Annotated in this window: 23 protein-coding genes and 1 other RNA gene; 17 read left to right on the top strand and 7 right to left on the bottom strand. The window is 39.4% G+C overall.

What is annotated here, in order from left to right; all coding sequences use genetic code 11:
* Positions 1-35 precede the first annotated feature (35 nt).
* The 4 genes from MKY45_RS12285 to nth all read left to right on the top strand — a co-directional run bounded on the left by MKY45_RS12285 (position 36) and on the right by nth (position 3,454).
* Entirely contained in the window at positions 36-551 is a 516-nt protein-coding gene (locus tag MKY45_RS12285; protein ID WP_042534101.1) for a hypothetical protein, read from the top strand.
* A gap of 98 nt (positions 552-649) precedes the next feature.
* Entirely contained in the window at positions 650-1,942 is a 1,293-nt protein-coding gene (asnS, locus tag MKY45_RS12280) for an asparagine--tRNA ligase (RefSeq protein WP_042534100.1), read from the top strand.
* Between the two features lie 161 nt (positions 1,943-2,103).
* On the top strand, positions 2,104-2,796 hold the full coding sequence (locus MKY45_RS12275; RefSeq protein WP_193062174.1) for a DnaD domain-containing protein: 693 nt from the start codon (positions 2,104-2,106) through the stop codon (positions 2,794-2,796).
* Between the two features lie 4 nt (positions 2,797-2,800).
* Complete coding sequence (gene nth / locus MKY45_RS12270; protein ID WP_042534096.1) at positions 2,801-3,454, top strand: endonuclease III; 654 nt, start codon at positions 2,801-2,803, stop codon at positions 3,452-3,454.
* A 62-nt stretch (positions 3,455-3,516) separates the two neighbouring features.
* Here the strand turns inward: nth and MKY45_RS12265 are convergent, their stop codons facing one another.
* Complete coding sequence (locus MKY45_RS12265; protein WP_193062173.1) at positions 3,517-6,474, bottom strand: transglycosylase domain-containing protein; 2,958 nt, start codon at positions 6,472-6,474, stop codon at positions 3,517-3,519.
* A gap of 17 nt (positions 6,475-6,491) precedes the next feature.
* Positions 6,492-7,070: a Holliday junction resolvase RecU gene (gene recU, locus MKY45_RS12260; protein WP_042534094.1), complete on the bottom strand. Its 579-nt coding sequence runs from the start codon at positions 7,068-7,070 to the stop codon at positions 6,492-6,494.
* Positions 7,071-7,785: 715 nt separating this feature from the next.
* Here recU and MKY45_RS12255 point away from each other — a divergent pair.
* From MKY45_RS12255 to MKY45_RS12230, 6 genes are all read left to right on the top strand, one after another.
* Positions 7,786-8,001 carry a hypothetical protein gene (locus MKY45_RS12255; protein ID WP_042534092.1) on the top strand — a complete coding sequence of 72 codons (216 nt, stop codon included), beginning with the start codon at positions 7,786-7,788 and terminating at the stop codon, positions 7,999-8,001.
* Positions 8,002-8,118: 117 nt separating this feature from the next.
* Complete coding sequence (locus MKY45_RS12250) at positions 8,119-8,481, top strand: DUF1798 family protein (protein WP_042534091.1); 363 nt, start codon at positions 8,119-8,121, stop codon at positions 8,479-8,481.
* 34 nt (positions 8,482-8,515) lie between these two features.
* Entirely contained in the window at positions 8,516-8,908 is a 393-nt protein-coding gene (locus MKY45_RS12245) for a cytidine deaminase (protein ID WP_042534089.1), read from the top strand.
* 212 nt (positions 8,909-9,120) lie between these two features.
* Entirely contained in the window at positions 9,121-9,435 is a 315-nt protein-coding gene (gene gpsB, locus MKY45_RS12240; protein ID WP_042534087.1) for a cell division regulator GpsB, read from the top strand.
* Positions 9,436-9,492: 57 nt separating this feature from the next.
* Positions 9,493-9,878, top strand: an RNA gene (gene rnpB / locus MKY45_RS12235) — RNase P RNA component class B.
* Positions 9,879-9,999: 121 nt separating this feature from the next.
* Complete coding sequence (locus MKY45_RS12230; RefSeq protein ID WP_042534085.1) at positions 10,000-11,130, top strand: THUMP domain-containing class I SAM-dependent RNA methyltransferase; 1,131 nt, start codon at positions 10,000-10,002, stop codon at positions 11,128-11,130.
* A gap of 72 nt (positions 11,131-11,202) precedes the next feature.
* Here MKY45_RS12230 and MKY45_RS12225 read toward each other — a convergent pair whose 3' ends face one another.
* The 5 genes from MKY45_RS12225 to MKY45_RS12205 all read right to left on the bottom strand — a co-directional run bounded on the left by MKY45_RS12225 (position 11,203) and on the right by MKY45_RS12205 (position 14,375).
* Entirely contained in the window at positions 11,203-11,352 is a 150-nt protein-coding gene (locus MKY45_RS12225) for a hypothetical protein (RefSeq protein WP_175297064.1), read from the bottom strand.
* Positions 11,353-11,370: 18 nt separating this feature from the next.
* A complete protein-coding gene (locus MKY45_RS12220; protein ID WP_413465434.1) occupies positions 11,371-13,044 on the bottom strand; it encodes a b(o/a)3-type cytochrome-c oxidase subunit 1 in 1,674 nt (557 codons plus the stop codon).
* Positions 13,025-13,558: a cytochrome B5 gene (locus tag MKY45_RS12215; protein WP_193062169.1), complete on the bottom strand. Its 534-nt coding sequence runs from the start codon at positions 13,556-13,558 to the stop codon at positions 13,025-13,027. The genes MKY45_RS12220 and MKY45_RS12215 overlap by 20 nt, the downstream gene beginning before the upstream one ends.
* Positions 13,559-13,576: 18 nt before the next feature.
* On the bottom strand, positions 13,577-13,687 hold the full coding sequence (locus MKY45_RS12210) for a cytochrome c oxidase subunit 2A (RefSeq protein WP_256704709.1): 111 nt from the start codon (positions 13,685-13,687) through the stop codon (positions 13,577-13,579).
* 487 nt (positions 13,688-14,174) lie between these two features.
* Positions 14,175-14,375, bottom strand: coding sequence for a cold-shock protein (locus MKY45_RS12205; RefSeq protein WP_042534079.1), 201 nt, complete (start codon positions 14,373-14,375; stop codon positions 14,175-14,177).
* Between the two features lie 439 nt (positions 14,376-14,814).
* On the opposite strand from MKY45_RS12205, the gene MKY45_RS12200 reads away from it, so the two are divergent.
* The 7 genes from MKY45_RS12200 to vrrA all read left to right on the top strand — a co-directional run bounded on the left by MKY45_RS12200 (position 14,815) and on the right by vrrA (position 18,643).
* Entirely contained in the window at positions 14,815-15,768 is a 954-nt protein-coding gene (locus tag MKY45_RS12200; RefSeq protein ID WP_193062168.1) for a thymidylate synthase, read from the top strand.
* A 36-nt stretch (positions 15,769-15,804) separates the two neighbouring features.
* Complete coding sequence (locus MKY45_RS12195) at positions 15,805-16,296, top strand: dihydrofolate reductase (protein ID WP_193062167.1); 492 nt, start codon at positions 15,805-15,807, stop codon at positions 16,294-16,296.
* Between the two features lie 86 nt (positions 16,297-16,382).
* On the top strand, positions 16,383-16,586 hold the full coding sequence (gene tatA / locus MKY45_RS12190; protein WP_042534073.1) for a twin-arginine translocase TatA/TatE family subunit: 204 nt from the start codon (positions 16,383-16,385) through the stop codon (positions 16,584-16,586).
* A gap of 35 nt (positions 16,587-16,621) precedes the next feature.
* Entirely contained in the window at positions 16,622-16,792 is a 171-nt protein-coding gene (tatA, locus tag MKY45_RS12185; protein WP_040982187.1) for a twin-arginine translocase TatA/TatE family subunit, read from the top strand.
* 71 nt (positions 16,793-16,863) lie between these two features.
* A complete protein-coding gene (gene tatC, locus MKY45_RS12180; protein WP_042534071.1) occupies positions 16,864-17,619 on the top strand; it encodes a twin-arginine translocase subunit TatC in 756 nt (251 codons plus the stop codon).
* A 12-nt stretch (positions 17,620-17,631) separates the two neighbouring features.
* The gene (locus tag MKY45_RS12175; protein WP_289585151.1) at positions 17,632-17,856 is read left to right on the top strand and encodes a YozE family protein; all 225 of its coding nucleotides are present in this window, start codon (positions 17,632-17,634) and stop codon (positions 17,854-17,856) included.
* Between the two features lie 274 nt (positions 17,857-18,130).
* Positions 18,131-18,643 carry a VrrA/YqfQ family protein gene (gene vrrA, locus MKY45_RS12170; protein WP_052485075.1) on the top strand — a complete coding sequence of 171 codons (513 nt, stop codon included), beginning with the start codon at positions 18,131-18,133 and terminating at the stop codon, positions 18,641-18,643.
* Positions 18,644-18,736: the final 93 nt, after the last annotated feature.

Here is an 18,736-nt window from a genome sequence, read left to right as displayed (position 1 = left end):
TGAAAGATAATCTTAGAAGAAACGGATGGAATGACATGAGGGAATCAAAAAATAGATGGGTATTATGGACATTGATTATAATCACAGTCCTCTTGCTTATCGGAATAGGCTACAGCATTTATTTATATCAAATAATCAACGATAGCCGGACAGCAGGATTTGATAACACGAAAAATCAAATAGAATCGCAGACCTCTTATCAAAATGTTCATTCGATACAGGGCTACTATGGGGAAAATAATTACCACGTATTTTATGCGAGTAATGAAGACAATGAGGAGCGTCTTGTTTTTCTCCCGTTAGAAGGGGAGGAACGTGAATTAATTGCGATTGATACGGAGGATATGATGAGTGAAGAGGCTATCATAGATGCCTGGTCATCCAGCTGTGATACATGCCGCTTTGCAGATATCAGCCCTGCCTATGAAGATGGTCAGGCTCTGTGGGAAATTACGTATCATGATAAAGATAATCGGTTTGTCATGGATTATTATTCGATTGATGGACAGAGTCTGGAAGAAAGATACACGTACGATAAAATGTTCCCATAAGCGGATGAAGCTGCCGGAAAACAGTAAAAGAATCATCTTTTTTAGCAGAAAGACACAACAAATAAGAAACGTTTAATAACAAGTTGGAGGATTTTAAGATGAAGATAACAATTCAAGAAGCACCGAAACACGTAAACGAGGAGGTAACCATTGGCGGCTGGCTGGCAAATAAACGATCAAGCGGCAAAATTGCTTTCTTACAGCTTCGTGATGGTACCGGATTTATGCAAGGTGTGGTTGTGAAAAGTGATGTTTCGGAGGAAGTATTCTCAGATGCTAAAAATCTGACGCAAGAGACATCTTTATATGTTACCGGAAAGATTGTAGAAGATACGCGCTCTGATTTCGGCTATGAAATGCAGGTAAGTCATCTGGAGGTTATTCATGAAGCAACAGATTACCCGATTACGCCAAAAAATCATGGCACGGAATTCCTGATGGATCATCGTCATTTATGGCTTCGTTCTAAAAAGCAGCACGCCGTTATGAAGATTCGCAACGAGATTATCCGGGCTACCTATGAATTCTTTAATACGAACGGTTTTGTAAAGGTGGACCCGCCTATTTTAACCGGTTCCTCTGCTGAAGGTACAACCGAGCTTTTCCATACGAAATATTTCGATGAAGAAGCCTATTTATCTCAAAGCGGACAGCTTTATATGGAAGCAGCGGCAATGGCATTAGGGAAAGTATTTTCATTTGGGCCGACGTTCCGCGCAGAAAAGTCAAAAACAAGAAGGCATTTGATTGAATTTTGGATGATTGAACCAGAAATGGCATTTATGGACCACGAAGACAGCTTGCAGGTACAGGAAAACTATGTCAGCTTCATTGTACAGTCTGTGTTAGCGAACTGTAATTTAGAACTGAAAATATTAGAAAGAGATACATCTAAACTCGAGAAAATCACAGCTCCATTCCCGCGTATCAGCTATGATGATGCAGTAGAATTCTTAAAGGAAAAAGGCTTCGATGACATCGAATGGGGAGAAGATTTCGGTGCGCCGCATGAAACAGCAATTGCCGAAAGCTATGATAAGCCTGTTTTCATTACAAATTACCCGAAAGACATCAAGGCTTTCTATATGAAGCCGGACCCGGAACGTTCCGATGTTGTGCTATGTGCTGACTTGATTGCTCCGGAAGGCTATGGAGAGATTATCGGCGGATCACAACGTATTGATGACCTGGAATTAATGGAGCGCCGTTATGAAGAGCATGGACTTACTGGACCAGCGTATGCATGGTACTTGGAACTTCGCAAATATGGCAGTGTTCCGCACAGCGGATTCGGCTTAGGCCTGGAAAGAACGGTAGCCTGGTTATCCGGAGTAGAACATGTTCGCGAAACGATTCCATTCCCAAGACTGCTGAATCGTTTATACCCTTAAAAAAGCTTTAAGTGTCATATCAGAGGCGTTGGAACCTCTGTTTTACAAATACGCAATCCCTGGATTACGTTATGATTATCCATAAATCCCTTGCTCGTAAGCGAGGGGTTTTTCCTATCTTCATTATGAAAAAATGCTATACTGTTATCTGAGGTGCTAGAATGAATAAAAAAATAAATTACCAAGAAATTATCCAAGATCAAATGACTGTATCAAAAAAATTGCTGACAACTTATTACGAATTAGGTCTAAATGAAACAGAACTTATTTTACTCATACAGATTACCCGTTTTGCTGATGAAGGAAACCATTTTCCAACCCCTTTTGAATTGGCCCAATCAGGGAGTTTTTCAGAAGAAGAGGCGGCCCGTATGCTGCGAAAATTAGTACAGAAAGGGTTTCTGTCTATTGAAAAAAATGATTCTGAGCAGACGCCTATCAGTGAATCATATTCTCTAGAACCATTAATGGAAAAATTATATGAGGAAGATATCGCTGTAGTTAATCGTGATGAAGAAAACATAGGGAATATCTTTATTTTATTTGAACAGGAATTTGGAAGACCTTTGTCGCCATTTGAAATAGAAACTATTAACAGCTGGCTGGATGAGGACGGAATAGAACCATCATTAATAAAAGCAGGGCTGCGTGAATCGGTACTTATGAGCAAATTAAATTTCAAATACATTGACCGTATTTTAAGAGAATGGAAGAAAAAAGGGATCCACACAGTACAGGACGCCAGAAAAGCAAGTCAGCAATTTCATCAGGGCAAATCAGATAATAATCATCAAACCAATACACGTCCTAAAAGAGATACATCCTTTTATTATAATTGGCTGGAAGGAGATTGAGTTTATGCTGAATAATACACAAATTAGAGAATGTTTAGATGCCATGGCAGAAATGTTTCCAGATGCAGAGGGGGAGCTTGTGCATTCTAATCCCTTTGAGTTAGTTATTGCTGTTTTGCTTTCTGCACAATGTACAGATAAATTGGTTAACAAGGTAACAGCAGATTTGTTCCAAAAATATAAAACACCGGAGGATTATCTTGCGGTGCCATTAGAAGAAGTGGAAAATGATATACGTTCTATTGGTTTATACCGGTCCAAGGCAAAAAATATCCAAAAGCTTTGCCGGACATTAATTGATAATTATAATGGGGAAGTCCCGAAAACGAAAGACGAATTGGTTAAACTTGCCGGTGTCGGCAGAAAAACAGCAAATGTCGTTGCTTCTGTTGCTTTTAATGAACCGTCAATTGCCGTGGATACCCATGTGGAACGGGTATCCAAGCGCTTAGGTATCTGCAGATGGAAGGACAGTGTTGTAGAAGTAGAAAACACACTGATGCGCAAGGTCCCAAGAGATGAATGGAGTGTCACACATCATCGGATGATTTTCTTTGGGCGCTATCATTGTAAAGCCAGGAATCCCAATTGTCCCGAGTGTCCATTATTGTATCTCTGCAGAGAGGGAAAAAAGCGGATGAAGAAAATAGAGGTATGAGCTCCTTAGAAAAAACAATAAAAAATAATCCCGGCCCATCAAAAAGGACCGGGATTATTTTTTTATTCCTCTGTGTTTTCTTCATCATTGCCATTGTTGTTGTCTGATTCGTTCTGAGGCGCAGGGTCATCCGTGCTTTCCTCATCGGAATTGCTTTCTTCCTGCGGCGCTTCCTGATTATCTGAATCCCCGTTGCTGTCACCATTATCGGAGGAATCATTATTTTCTTCTTCATTCCCATTATTTGAATCATTATCATCTGTGTTCGTATCTTCGGATGAATCCGATTCAGAGTCAGAGCCCGAATCGGAATCGGATTCGGAGCCAGAATCAGATTCCGATTCTTCCTCGTTCTCATCTTCTGGAGGCTCTTCCTCTTCCGTTTCTTCTTCGTCTTCTTCCTCTTCTGCTTCAGGCACAGTCACGCTTGTAGATGAAGAAGGGCCGCGGAGATCGCTGTTTTCTTCACTTATTGGCGTGACGGAAATATTGTAGTCGCCTGGGGTAACTCCGCTTACGTTGATACTATTTGAGCCTACATTTTCAGTATCTCCATTTACGCTTACTTCAAAGTTAGCGGATGGGCCATCATAGCCCCATGAAACATTAATGGTTTCATTTCCGTCATATTCAGCGGAAAGACCGCTCACTCCTGGTATTTCTTCGTCTTCTTCCTCTTCTTCGTCATCCTCGCCGCCAGGTACTTGAACAGTTGTTGTAGCTGGATCACTGCTTAATGAGCCTCTTTCGGCTATAACCTGTATCGTATACTCTGCGCCTTCTTCCACATCCGAAATTTCCATAGATGTGTCACTGGTAGAAGAGAGGGACTGCATACTGCCGCCATCAATGCTGGCACTTACGTCGAAATTAACATCTTCTTCCGAATCAGTATCATAATCCCAAGAGACTTCAATGGAATTATTGTCTTCATTATAGCTTCCAGACAGCCCGCTTACGGCGTCCAGCTCTTCATAGCGTTCAGACACTTGACTTGGTTCATGTCCCTTAACAAATAACTCAGTCACTTTGCTATCACTTGGTGTACTGTCACTTGCCAAGGCAGCCGGATTGGTTCCTTTTTCGATGGCTAACTCAACGACGGAGTCAGGACGGGTAAAGTCAGGCGTATCGATTCCTTCTGATAAATGACTCATTGTCTGTCTGAATATTTGCTGAGACAGGGTAGTATCCTGAAGCGGTACACGGCCGCCGCCTTCTGAATCATAACCGCCAGTCCACGCTGCGATTGTATAGTTTGTTGTATAGCCGACAAACCAGGCGTCCCGGCTTCCTTCTTGGCCATCCATTGTCGTTGTTCCGGTCTTACCGGCAACGTCCAGTCCAGGCACTGCTGCATTTGTACCAGTACCAGAGCTGACCACAGATTTAAGCATATCGGTTACCATATAAGCTGTATAATCTTCCATCACTTGTTCAGACTCCGGTGTTAAATCAATTTCCCGGCCATCTGAGAATTCTACTTTGGTTACAGCGTACGGCTCTGTGTAATTACCTTCATTCCCAAATGCGCTATATGCTCCTGCCATTTGCATCGGGGTAACTTCTGTTTCTGTCCCGCCAATTGCTTCACGGAGATCAAGGTAATCTGAATCAAATTCAAAGCCCAGATTTTCAGCAAATTCCTTAGAATTTTCAGGACCGACTTCTTCCATCAGTTTTACTGCTGGGACATTTAACGATTGCTGCAGTGCATATCTCGCAGTTACCCAGCCGTTATAGGTTCTAGTGGCATTCCTTATTGGATTCGAACCTTCAATTTCATAAGGGCCTTCATCATCTAACTGATGGTACGTTGACATTTGATTATATTCAATCGCCGGTCCATAAGACATAATCGGTTTTGCAGTGGAACCAGCCTGTGTTGTACCTCTTGTAGCATAATTAAAACCGCCTTCGTTATTCAGACTGCCGCCGATTGCTTGGATAGCACCGGATTGTGTATCTAATACAACCATGGCTCCCTGTGTATTATCAGGGTAACTGATTGACGATTCTTCCTCATCAAGCAGGCTTTCAACATATGGCTGTGCATCGGGATCAAGCGTTGTATATACTTTCAACCCATCCGCATCAAGCTCTACATCGTCTAGTTTTTCGTCGATTTCTTGACGAACCTGATCAATAAATGCATCGTATGGTGTCGGATCAGGACGATCTTCTGTTAATAGAGAAGTAACATCGACACTTCTTGCCTCATCTGCCTCTGCTTCTGTAATCTTGCCATGGCGCACCATTAAATTTAATACGGTGTTCATTCGTTCTTCCGTCAATTCCGGATTTTCAAATGGGTTATAGGCTGTCGGCCGCTGCGGCAAACCAGCTAAAATAGCAGCTTCCGGCAAAGTAAGATCATTTAAATCCTCTTTTCCAAAATAGGTTTCTGCTGCCTGAGCAACACCATAGGAATGACTGCCGTAAAAAATACTGTTTAAGTACATTTCCATGATTTCTTCTTTGCTATATTGTCTTTCCAGCTTCATTGCCATCCACATTTCCTGGACTTTAATGCTTATTTTCTTTTCATTACTTAAAAATGCACGTTCTACTACCTGCTGTGTAATGGTACTTGCACCTTGAGAGCCAAATCCGCCGGTAAAGTTCCCGCGAATCGCTCCGCCGATACGTCTGACATCGATTCCGTTATGGTCAAAAAAGCGGACATCCTCTGTAGCTGTGACAGCATCGATAAGTAAATCCGGCAGTTCTTCAAATCTTACTTCCTGCCTTTTTTCATCTGAACTTAAATTGGCAAATTGATCGCCATTTTTATCGTAAAGGGTTGAAGCAAAAGGAACGGTTAACTGCTCTTCATCAATATCCGGTGCGGTTGCAATCCAATAGGCACCGACAGCAGTGCCGCTTAAGAATAAAATCAATAATAATAACAAAGTAATTTTAATGATTTTTTTCCAAATCGGCTGTTTCTTTTTCTTCTTTGTTTTCTTTCCTTGCTGCTTTCTTCTAGCAGCTCTTGTTTGGCTCGTTTGATCTGCCATTTTTTATACCTCCATATCTATAGGTAGAGCTTATCAACAACAGATAAAAAATCAACTTTTTTCTGGTAATGAAAGGGGACAGGGTGTCCCAATTGTTTTACATGATTATAAGAAATTGATTTCTTACCACCATCAAATTGCTCCTCCCAGCAAACAAATAAATCTTTTGCATCGAATAGATAAGTTTCTTCATAAGCTCTAAACCGTAAAATAATAAAGCTGATTCCACCGTGCTTTATTACTTGCTGCATGTGATGAACTTGATGTTCATGGATATTGGCAAGCGGAAAGGATGTTTTATTTTTCGTTTCCTTTGCCTCAAAATCAATATACTTTCCTTTATAAATGCCGTTGTAATCAGTAGTTGATGCTTGTTTAAAGTATGCTTCGGTAATTACTGCAGCACTCCGTCTTGGGTAATGGACATTTACAATTTGCACGGGTGTCGGTTTTTTATGAATAACTGCCTGTCCTTGTATTCGATAAAAATCAGTGGTTTCATTTATTTCTTCTTCAAGCGTCATTCCTCTCCTGCTAAAACTTGTTTGCTTTGGTTTTATGGTTAGTGGTTTCCGCTGACCATTTGGATAATTCATTTTGCCAAGCCTCCTAACACTCTATCCTAAATGAAAAACAGCAATATTGAAACATTACTGTTTCGGGCAGGATACATATAAAACCAGTACACCATATATTATAATATAAATTCAAGAAGGAAACGAATTATAGCGTGCGAAATCTGAAAAGATATGGACAAAATATGGAGAAATCAAATCATGTACTTTCCTTTGCCTCAGCCTTACATAGTCTACGCAAAAATGCATCTATTCATAAGGGTTGAAGCTTAAAAAATAACCTAATTATATTTCGCGGGCAGGGTGCACCCGCAAAATAAAATTAGGTTATTTGCTGAAAATACTTTTTAACTTAAGTGGAAGGACGGTCAGGACCTGCTATTTTTTTATCTCTTGTTTTCTCATTGTTATTCTTTTTGTTATTTGCATTCGTTTTTTGCTGTCCTTTTGACGGTTTCATGAATATTAACCTCCTTTTTCCTTGTAAATAGCTGCTTTCGTTTATTTACTGTATTCCTCTTGAAGGAAGAGTTGATGAAACCTCCAGCAGCATAAGGCTTCAATATATAGCTTGTCTAATTTTGTGCAAATCATTACAGTTTTGCACTAGTTTTGTTTTGATTATTCTAGTTTTGTCGAATGGGAAGGAGGTTTCCCTTCTCACGTGGAATAAGTAGCGCATCCACTTTTAGAAACGAACGATTTTATTTTTAAATATATAGGAGGAGAATAAAATATGTTACTTTCAAAATCTGCCCTTCCCGAAGAAAATAAAGGATACAGCAAAAAGGATATGGAAGCACAAATAGAACAAATTCAGGAACAGCTTGCATTAATTCATTTTAAGTTAAAAGCAAAAGTAGATAGTGAAGTATGGGTGCAATTTCAAACAAAAACAAATAGTTTAAAACAAACCGAACTGGAATTTCAAAGACTAAAACAGCTATTATAATCATTTACAGGTGATTTTATGTGTTGTTCATGACTTTTCTATCTATTATATGATAAAATTTATTTAACGATTTTATATAAAAGCATGCAGTTTGAAATTGAAGGATGACTATTTAAAATGAAACTCAGCGAACAAACAGAGAAGTTAAATCACCATTTAGAAACACTTCGGGAGAGGTTTGAGAAAAGCGAAGCTCCCAGTGACCGAAAAGACCGTTCATTTTTTAATATGGTAAAAGCAGAAACAGCTCCTATCTATGATTTATTAGAAAGCTGGGAGAGAGATGCTTCAGCCGCAGTAAAAGAAAGAAAAGCGTCCGTTCACCCAAATCAAGTTCAATCAACAAGGGAGAATATGGAATTATTGTTAATGCATAGTTATTATTTGGATGTCAGAAGAAAAAGATATATGGAATTATATACATCCATTCGATATGTTTTTGATTTACTGCTGGATACCTTGGAAGAAGAAGATAAATAAAGAGAGATGCGAAAGCGTCAGGAGGAACATTCACATGAAAGAAAAATTACTCGAAGAAGCAATTCAAATCAGAGCTAGAGCGTATGTACCCTATTCCGAATTTCCGGTAGGTGCCGCACTGTTAACAAGCTCAGGGAAAATCTATACGGGATGCAATATCGAAAATGCTGCCTATCCATCTACCTGCTGTGCAGAACGGGTTGCTATTTTTAAAGCTATTTCGGACGGAGAGACAGAATTTACAGAGATGGCTGTTGCAGCAGATACAAAACGTCCAGTGCCTCCATGCGGGACGTGCAGGCAGGTGATGAGTGAATTTTTTGCTCCTGATATGACCATCCACTTAACTAATTTAAACAAAGATGTACAGACGCTAACTACAGATCAATTATTACCTTTTTCATTCCAAAAGGAAGATATGGATTAAAAAGCCTTTGCGTTTATCAGAAAGCGTCAAACCGGCAATGATAAATTTTTTTTAAATGGAAATATTGGAGAGATTTATAAATTTTAGAAGGAGACTGATATTCAGTTTCCTTTTTTATGTTATAATAGCTTTAATAAATATAGAATAATGTTAAAATAAAAACACATGATGAAAAATGATAAGTAATAGTATATTTCAGAGGTGATTTGGTAATGAGTATTGATCGCGTTCAACTTAATGGAAAGAAAATTTTAGAAAAAGATTTTAAAACAGGAATCAGAGGGTATTCTCAGGAAGAAGTAGATGAATTTTTAGATATCATTATTCAGGATTATGATAATTTCAAACAGGAAATTGATCGTCTAAACGAAGAAATCGAAAAATTGAAAAGCAATCGTCCAGCAGCAGAAACACCTAGAGCACGTTCTACACAGCAAAGCTCACAGGTTAATTATGACGTGTTAAAACGCTTATCCAATCTTGAAAAAGCTGTATTTGGAAAAAGATACGCTGATTCAGAAGAATAACTGAAGAGATGATTGATTTTTTTAAAGAACTTTGCTAAACTGTTTTAGGCTGCTTAAATGTCTATGTAATCGCTATGTCCATTTTTGGATGTAGAGGAAAGTCCATGCTCACACAGGCTGCGATGCCTGTAGTGTTCGCGCTTGATGAAATCATAAGTCAAGGTAGTTTTTAATAAACTAACGGCAGACGAGCTGTACTAAGTCACTTTTTGTGATATGTCAGCTCTCTTGAAAGTGCCACAGTGACGTAGCTGGTTTGGAAACATACCAGGTGGAACGAGGTAAACCCCGCGAGTGAGCAACCCAAATAATGGTAGGGGCATCCTTTAGTAGGGAATGGAACCGAACAAGGGACAGCAACAGCTGTAGATAGATGATTACAACCGGCGTACAAGGCTTGACCACCGTTTGCAGTACAATGGAACAGAACATGGCTTACCGGACATTTAAAGGTCGTGCTGATGAACAAACAGATTCTATTTCCAATTAAATGAAATAGAATCTTTTTTTCTTTTAATGATAAACCTACTAATAATGACTAATGACCGAGAGGAATATTTAAAAATGAAACAAGTAACTTTAATTGCTACAGCAGCGATGGGACTTGAATCAATTGTTGCAAAAGAAGTAAGAGATCTTGGATATGAAGCCACAGTAGAAAACGGAAAAGTTATCTTTGATGCGCCAATTTCCGCTATCCCAAGATGTAATTTATGGTTAAGAACCGCTGACCGCGTAAAAATTCTTGTCGGCAAATTTCAGGCCAAGACATTTGATGAATTATTTGAACAGACTAAGGCGCTTCCCTGGGAAAGTTATATTGATGAAACAGGGCAGATACCTGTATCAGGCAAATCTGTCAAATCGACGCTATACAGTGTGCCAGATTGTCAAGCCATTGTGAAAAAAGCAATTGTAGAACGAATGAAATTAAAATATGGACTCATAAATAAGCTGGAGGAATCCGGAGCGCTCTACAAAACAGAAATTGCTCTATTAAAGGATGAAGCAACACTGACGATTGATACTTCCGGGACAGGCTTACACAAGCGAGGATACCGTGTCGGGCAAGGGGAAGCTCCTTTAAAAGAGACACTTGCAGCAGCGCTTGTTCAATTAACCAACTGGAAGCCTGACCAGCCCTTAATCGACCCATTCTGCGGCTCTGGAACGATTTTAATCGAGGCTGCACTCATCGGCCAAAACATTGCACCCGGATTTAATCGTGAATTTGCTTCAGAGGAATGGAGTTTTGTAAAACAGAAGCATTGGGATGCGGCTTTTGGAGAAGCAGAAGAGGTAGCGAACTATGACCAGCCTTTATTTATCACTGGTTCGGATATCAGCCATCAGCTGATTGAAACAGCACAGGCAAATGCGCTGGAAGCAGGGCTTGGTGATTTGATTGAGTGGAAGCAGATGCAGGTCAGCGATCTTACAATCAAGCAAAAGGACGGGTATTTAATCACGAACCCGCCATACGGAGAACGTTTAAGCGATAGGGAAGAAGTAGAGAAAATGTATCAGGATCTGGGGACTATCATGCGTCATCATCCATCCTGGAGCGCATACATTATTACGGCGTATGAGCAATTTGAAAAAGTATTTGGTAAACCAGCTACAAAGAAACGTAAGCTGTTTAATGGTTTTATCCAGACGAATTATTATCAATATTTCGGGCAGAAAGAGGATTAGAACCCCTCGTAATCATGCATTAAAGACGGCAGCAGGTAATCATGGAAAACGATTACCTGCTGCCGTCTTTTATTATTTTTCAAATGAATTCTTTTTGTCTTGTTCAGACACGTGCTTTTCTGCAATCCATTTAAAAAATTCTTTTTCAATTTCCGTTAACTCACGGTCCAGCTTATGCTTAAAATCAGTTTCGAGATGTTTATATATTTTTCTGTTCATCATTTATTGAATTTCTTCCCCTTATAAAATACCGTCAAATGGAGGAGATCCTGGCGGTGCATTTTGAATAATATCTATCATCGGAATCGTATATGCAAATAATATCAAAGCAATTGTGATTCCAATCCACAGCTTCCAATTTTCCATCCATTGCGGTGTAGGCTGTGCATCCTCTTCTTCTTCCGCAATAGGGTATTCTTCTTCCCCTTTAGGAGCAAATGCGATTAAATCCACAAAAATGTATACCATCAGTACAATACCGATAAATAAGAGGGTGCCTCCAACAGCCTGTGCAGTCTGATAACCAACCCATTCTGCCGCTTGCTCGGTACCGCCGTATTCGGAGAAGGAGGATCTTCTTGGTCCTCCTAAAAGTCCTTGAATATGCATTGCCCCAGACATAATCAGCATCCCGACAGCCCAAATAATGGTTTGATAAATTCCCAGCTTATGAATCTTTGGCGTCAGCTTTCTGCCTGTTAAATGCGGTATTAACCAGTATGCAATCCCAAAGAAAGTGAGGAGTACTGTCGTCGCAATCGTTAAATGAAAGTGTCCTGTTACCCAAATCGTATTATGAACAAGCGTATTCAATTGGTGAGATGCGTTAATAATACCGCCTGCTCCGCCAGGTATAAACGCAAGCATTCCGACAAACGGAGCTACAAAACGGACGTCCTTCCAAGGCAATTTTTTAAACCAGTCAAACAGTCCGGTTGCACCCTGTTTTCTGCCTGTAGTTTCAAACATAGCAAACATTGAAAATGCAGTCATTAAACTTGGTACAATAACCATAAAGGTAAGAACTACCTGAATAAACTTCCATGTTGGATCAATTCCAGGCTCTGTAAGCTGATGGTGAAAACCAACAGGAATGGAGAAAAATAAGAATAAAACAAAGGAAAGCCTTGCTAACGAATCACTGAATATTTTTCCGCCAATAATCTTTGGTATAATCGCGTACCATGCCATATATGCAGGCAATAACCAGAAATAAACCAGCGGATGGCCAAAATACCAGAATAATGTCCGGCTTAACAGAACATTAATCGTCTCTGCATACCCTAATGACCATGGGATAAATTGGACCAGCACTGCGACTGTCACACCAATGGAACAAATAACCCACATAATCATATTAATCGTAACCATAAATGCTAACAGCGGTGTTTTCTGACCTGGATGCGCTTTTTTCCAAACATAGACCTGATGCCAATTTACAAAAGCCGCAATCCAAGAGCCAACGACCACAAGCGCAAGCCCGATATAAAAGATAGGGTGTGCTTTTAATGGCGCATAGAAGGTATATAGAACATTTGCTTCTCCCAGTAAAATGGCTGTTCCTGTTAAAGCTGTTCCTATCGTCATCGTCCAAAAAGACAGCCAGCCCAGCTTCCGTTGTTTATCGGACATTCCGACGGTTTTACCTAATAAGGAATATTGAAAGCCGATAATGAAGAAGGTAGTCAGTACTAATGCCAGGATAACGCCGTGTAAAGTAAGAATTTGATAATAGCCGATACCAAGCGGAAGTTCAAAATCGCCTGAACGCACCAATACTTGTAATAACCCCATTAATCCTCCAATAAATAAGGAAATAAATGCAACATACATAAAGGAAAGATATAATTTCGCTTCCGGTTTTGTAATCGGTAAGGGTGTTACATTAATTTCTTCATTCGGCTGCTGTTTCATTGCCAGACTCATCGTCGACCACCTCCACTGTCGCAAACATCATATGGTGTCCTACACCACAATATTCATTACATACTAATGTAAATTCTCCCGTTTGATTAAGCTCTACTTCCAAGCTGCTGATATATCCGGGCTCCACCATCATATTGACGTTGGTGCCGGCGATATTTAATCCATGGATAACATCGGTTGTAACTGCCTGAAATAAAACGGTTGATCCTTTAGGTATTTCAATGTGAGATACCGCGTTACCTTCCCCGTCATCACCTAAATCGTAATTGAAGGTACTCGCAACAATATTAACAATATATCTATCATCATCTACTTGTGTCAGTCCGAGGTTTTCTCTCTCGAAGGCCTCGTTTGCTTCTACATTCTCAGGGTCAATGGTCGCACCGTGACTTTGCGGATGTGTACCTAAATAGAATGCCCCGAATCCAAGTATCAGCAGAAATAATACAAGTGCTCCGCCGCCGAAGATAAGCCATATCTTCTCGTATTTGTGTAAGTGCATCTTCTTTCTCCTCCTTCTTTATTGCGATAAAAATAATAAAAATACTGCAAACCAGCTGATAAGAATAACAACCCCTATAGTGATAACGGAAAAAAATGTACCCTTTAAATTAGGTTCAGGTTTTTTCATGTGATTCACCCCTTTTGTAACTTCTTGCCTATATGACTATCATATCGAAAATAAGTCTTGTGTACGTTATCAAATCGCACTTTTCACAATTCGTTCACTTATTCACAAATAAGGTGATTTGACTATTTTACAAACTTTTTGGTTAGAAAAGTTTATGTCTTTTTGGTGAACAAATAAAGAAAATCATTGACAAAATGTAATAGTACGGATTCAAAAAGTATGGTCCATTTTATAGGGTTTTTGCCTATCTCCTTATGAGGGAAGCATTGCATCATGCATGATATAAAAAGGGGACGGAGGGTTGGACTGGTTTGTTTAAAGCAATGAGATTTTCTATGTTTCCTGCAAAAGCAGGCAAGGCAATTCGATTATTCACTTCGATGGCATCCGCAGCAAAGGTGAGACCTTACCTGAAGGAATCATTCTTGATTACCAATAAAAAAAGCAGAACCCCTCTCAAGGATCCTGCTTGCATCTATAATAGTTTTTATTTTTTCTCAACGTTTGCCGCTTGTGGACCGCGTTCGCCTTCCACTACATCGAAGACAACTTCTTGTCCTTCTTCTAATGTTTTAAAGCCTTCTTCTTGAATAGCAGAATAATGTACGAAAATATCATTCCCTTCCTCTAATTGAATAAACCCGTAACCTTTTTCTGCATTAAACCATTTTACTACTCCGTTTTCCATGTTAAATTTCCTCCTAAATACTTCCACGTAAAACGCGTGTGATTACAAAGCAGAAGAACGAAATATGAAAAAGGCAGCCTCCGATAGAAGAACGGGATCATAATCATCCACTTCTGTCTATCGAAGCTGCCTTTACTTTCTAATGATTCCGTGCTATCTTCTTTGCTTGTACCCATATTAGCTTAAATTTTTTTCGTAGTCAAGAAAACCTTACCATTTTCTATAATAATCAAAAGGTTTTGAATATATATGATTTATTTTCTTTTCTCTAAATGGATTAATTTAAAGTTGAGAAACATATAGGCCATGAATTTCTGTTATAATAGGGTTGTTTAAAAACCTGAGGATAGATAAAGGGAAATGAAATAATATAGTCAATATAAGCTCTTGCTAAAATATTTTAAGTTCAGGAGACATATTATATAGAGGAGGATTATAAATGCAGGGAGAACAAGGCTACTTAGATTTATGCCGTAAAATATTAGCTACGGGAGAGAATCGTGATGATCGGACAAACACAGGTACTTATTCCGTTTTTGGCCATCAAATCCGATTTGATTTACAGAAGGGGTTCCCGTTGTTAACTACAAAAAAAGTTCCGTTCCGATTGGTTGCTACTGAATTATTATGGTTTATCAAAGGAGATACAAACATCCGTTATTTACTGGAACATAATAATAATATCTGGAACGAATGGGCTTTTGAGAAATGGATTAAAAGCGCGGAGTATACAGGCCCGGATATGACAAACTTTGGGATACGCAGCCAAGAGGACGCTGTCTTTAAAAAAGAATATGACCAGCAAATGGAGCTGTTCAAAGAGAAAATACTCCAGGATGATACCTTCGCTCAGACGTATGGCGATTTGGGTTCTGTCTATGGGAAACAGTGGAGAGATTGGAAAACATCTAAAGGAGAATCCATCGATCAATTAAAAGAAACCATTGAAGCAATTAAAAACAACCCAAACTCCAGACGCCACATTGTATCTGCTTGGAACCCGGAGGATATTCCGACGATGGCCCTGCCTCCATGTCATACGCTGTTTCAGTTTTATGTAGCGGATGGAAAATTATCCTGTCAGCTCTATCAGCGCAGTGCAGATGTGTTTATCGGTGTTCCGTTCAATATTGCCAGCTATGCACTGTTAACGCATTTAATTGCACATGAATGCGGGTTAGAAGCGGGCGAGTTTGTTCATACCTTTGGAGACGCACATATCTATTCCAATCATATAGAACAGGTCAACCAGCAGTTAGAAAGAGATATCCGGGAGATGCCGGCATTAAAGATAAATGCCTCTGGAAAATCGATTTTTGATATTGAAATAACGGATTTGGAAATCGAAAATTATCACCCGCACCCAGCCATTAAAGCGCCAATCGCCGTTTAAATAATGAAGCATACACAACTGAATGGAGGCTAACGCATGATTTCATTACTATTTGCCGCTAGCAGGAATAATGTGATCGGCTATCAAAATGGGATGCCCTGGCATTTGCCGCAGGACTTAAAATTTTTTAAAGAGAAGACAACAGGAAATACGATTATTATGGGAAGAAAAACATTAGAATCGATGAACGGGCCTCTTCCGAAGCGGCGTAATGTTGTGCTGACCAGAAATAAAGATTTTGCACTCGACGGGGTAGAAATTATTCATGACTTATCTGATGTAGAGCGCTGGAACGAAGCACACCCAGAGAAAGAATATTTCATCATCGGCGGCGGAGAGATTTATGAACAGGCATTGCCTATCGCTGACCGCATGTATATTACACGGATTGACGAAGAATTCCCCGGCGATACATTTGCGCCGGATTTTGATGAAGCGGCGTGGGAGCTGACGGAAAAGGAAAAAGGCATAAAAAATGAGAAAAATCCGTATGACTATTATTTTCTGCAGTACGACCGCAAAAATTAACTTGTCTAACGATTTCTAAACATGCTATGATGGAAAGAGATTATGTTCTATTAGAGGACACAATATGAATAAAGAGGGTGTCAATGATGGGTATTGCAAGTATAGGCGTTCCAGGACTTATATTAATCGTGATATTAGCCCTTATTATCTTTGGACCTAATAAGCTTCCACAAATAGGGAAGGCTGCCGGACAAACGCTGAAGGAATTTAAAAGTTCTACACGTGATTTAACGCAGGATATCACAGATGAGACAAAAGAGGTTAAGTCGATTGTGAAAGAAGAAAAATGAGTTTAGTCTCATATACGGAGTGAAGGATAATGAACATATTTTCAAATATCGGATTTCCCGGTTTAATTTTAATCATTATTGCTGCTTTAATTGTCTTTGGTCCAAATAAACTTCCTGAAATCGGAAGAGCGCTTGGAACAACATTAAAAGAGTTTAAAAATGCAAGTCAGGATATTTTAAATGACAATCCTAAAAAGAAACAATAATCAAATGCAGAGGTGTAGGGATTATTCCTTGCATCTCTTTTGTGTCATCAGTTAAAAAGGTGGGGTGAACTATGTCTGAACCAGAAGAGCAGATACCTGGAGAAAAAGAAATGAACGTTGGAGGACATTTGACAGAACTCCGAAATCGTTTAATTGTTACAGCGATTATATTCTTATTGTTTTTTATTGTCGGTTTTATTAATGTGAAAAGCATTTATCAGTTTTTTGTAGATGATATTGATATGCAGCTGACAGTCATCAGCCCAGCTGAGATTATTTGGATCTATTTTTCCATCGCAGGATTACTTGCCTTTGCCGCAACGATACCTGTTATCGTATATCAGCTTTGGGCATTTGTCAGTCCCGCTTTAACCGCAAAAGAAAAGCGAGTATCCTTAGGGTACATACCGGGATCATTAATTTTATTTGTACTGGGGCTTGTCTTTGGTTATGTGGTATTTATTAAATTGATTTTTCCATTTTTATTATCTTTGAATGATGATATGTTTAATATTATGTTTACCGTGGATCGCTATTTTGGATTTTTATTAAAAATAACACTGCCATTCGCCTTTTTATTTGAGCTTCCGGTGGTAACCATGTTCCTGACAAGCCTGGGGATATTAACTCCGGCATTTATGGTGAAAAACCGTAAATATGCTTATTTTATTTTAATTGTTGTCGGGGTATTGATAACACCGCCTGATTTTTTTCTGCAGATTGTTGTAGCAATACCGTTAATCGTTATTTATGAACTGAGTATCCAATTATGTAAGATGGTATATCGAAAGAAACAAGCACAACATGAAGCCTTTATGAATGAATAGGGGAGGGGAACTATGCGTCAATCTTTTTATCAATTCTTATTAACACATCGCGGGAAATTGGAGCAGGATGATTATTCTCAACTAGCAGATTGGGCATTCTACGATCATCATTTCCCGAAATACGCTGAAACGTATGATGAAATCAGCGAATACCTTGAATGGAATAGTCCATTTCCTGGTGCATTGGCAGCGTTTGATGCACTTTGGTCGGAATATGAATGGAAACACAGCAGCTGAAACAGGCTGCTTTTTTCATGGAGAAATCATATTAGTTCATCGCAAAAGCTTAAAGTAAGAAGTTAAACAAACGTTTGATTAACGACTTTTTGACGAATATCGGATGATTTCGACATTCTTTTGGCTTCCCAGCTGTTTAATTGGTGATTCCTGCGGTTTCCCGGGAAATGATTGCATGAATACGGGGGAATGTCTACACAGTTATATGGCTTCCGCATATTCTATAGCAGAACACAAAAAAGAGTAAATATGGATGGATAAGGGGTGGATAGTGATGGTTTTTCCACGCAGAAATCAAATGCCTCGTTCGCCGCAGCCCCCTTTTCGTAATGGACGCCATGATTTGAGGGGAATCCCGAGAGAAATAAGAAACACAAACGGAGCTGTAAATACAAAAGGCGAATCAAGAGGATTAGCAAGTTTATTGTCCGGGTCGGGAGGCGGAGGTGTCACGCAAAGCCTGGCTCAATCAGGAGGCGTTTCTACGCTTTCTAAAACGTTGGGAGGGGTACAGCAGGTTCTGGGTGTTGTACAATCAACAGCACCCTTAGTGCAAGAGTATGGACCGATGATTAAGAATCTCCCTTCGATGTACAGGATGATGAAGGCTTTTAAAACATTCAGCAAGGAAGACAGTGAGGAAATATCAGAGGAAGAGCGTATTCCTCCAGAACGTCCAAATCAAACAGCAGAAATCAATAAGCAGCCGGAGCAGATGGCAAAAATCAAAGAAGAACCTGTACAAAATAGAGAAAAGGGTGTTTCTACACCGAGATTATATGTTTAAGTCAAGCAGAAGGCTGAAATTATGATTAAAATAAGCCTTCTGCTTGATTTTTTTTTATAAAAAAGGAAAAATAGGGGGAGAGTATAGAAAAGA

Source organism: Oceanobacillus sp. FSL K6-0251, from assembly GCF_038004725.1.
In the GTDB taxonomy this organism is placed as follows: Bacteria; Bacillota; Bacilli; order Bacillales; family Amphibacillaceae; genus Oceanobacillus; species Oceanobacillus oncorhynchi.
Note: the sequence above shows the minus strand (reverse complement) of the source record. Positions and strands in the feature narration are given on the sequence as shown.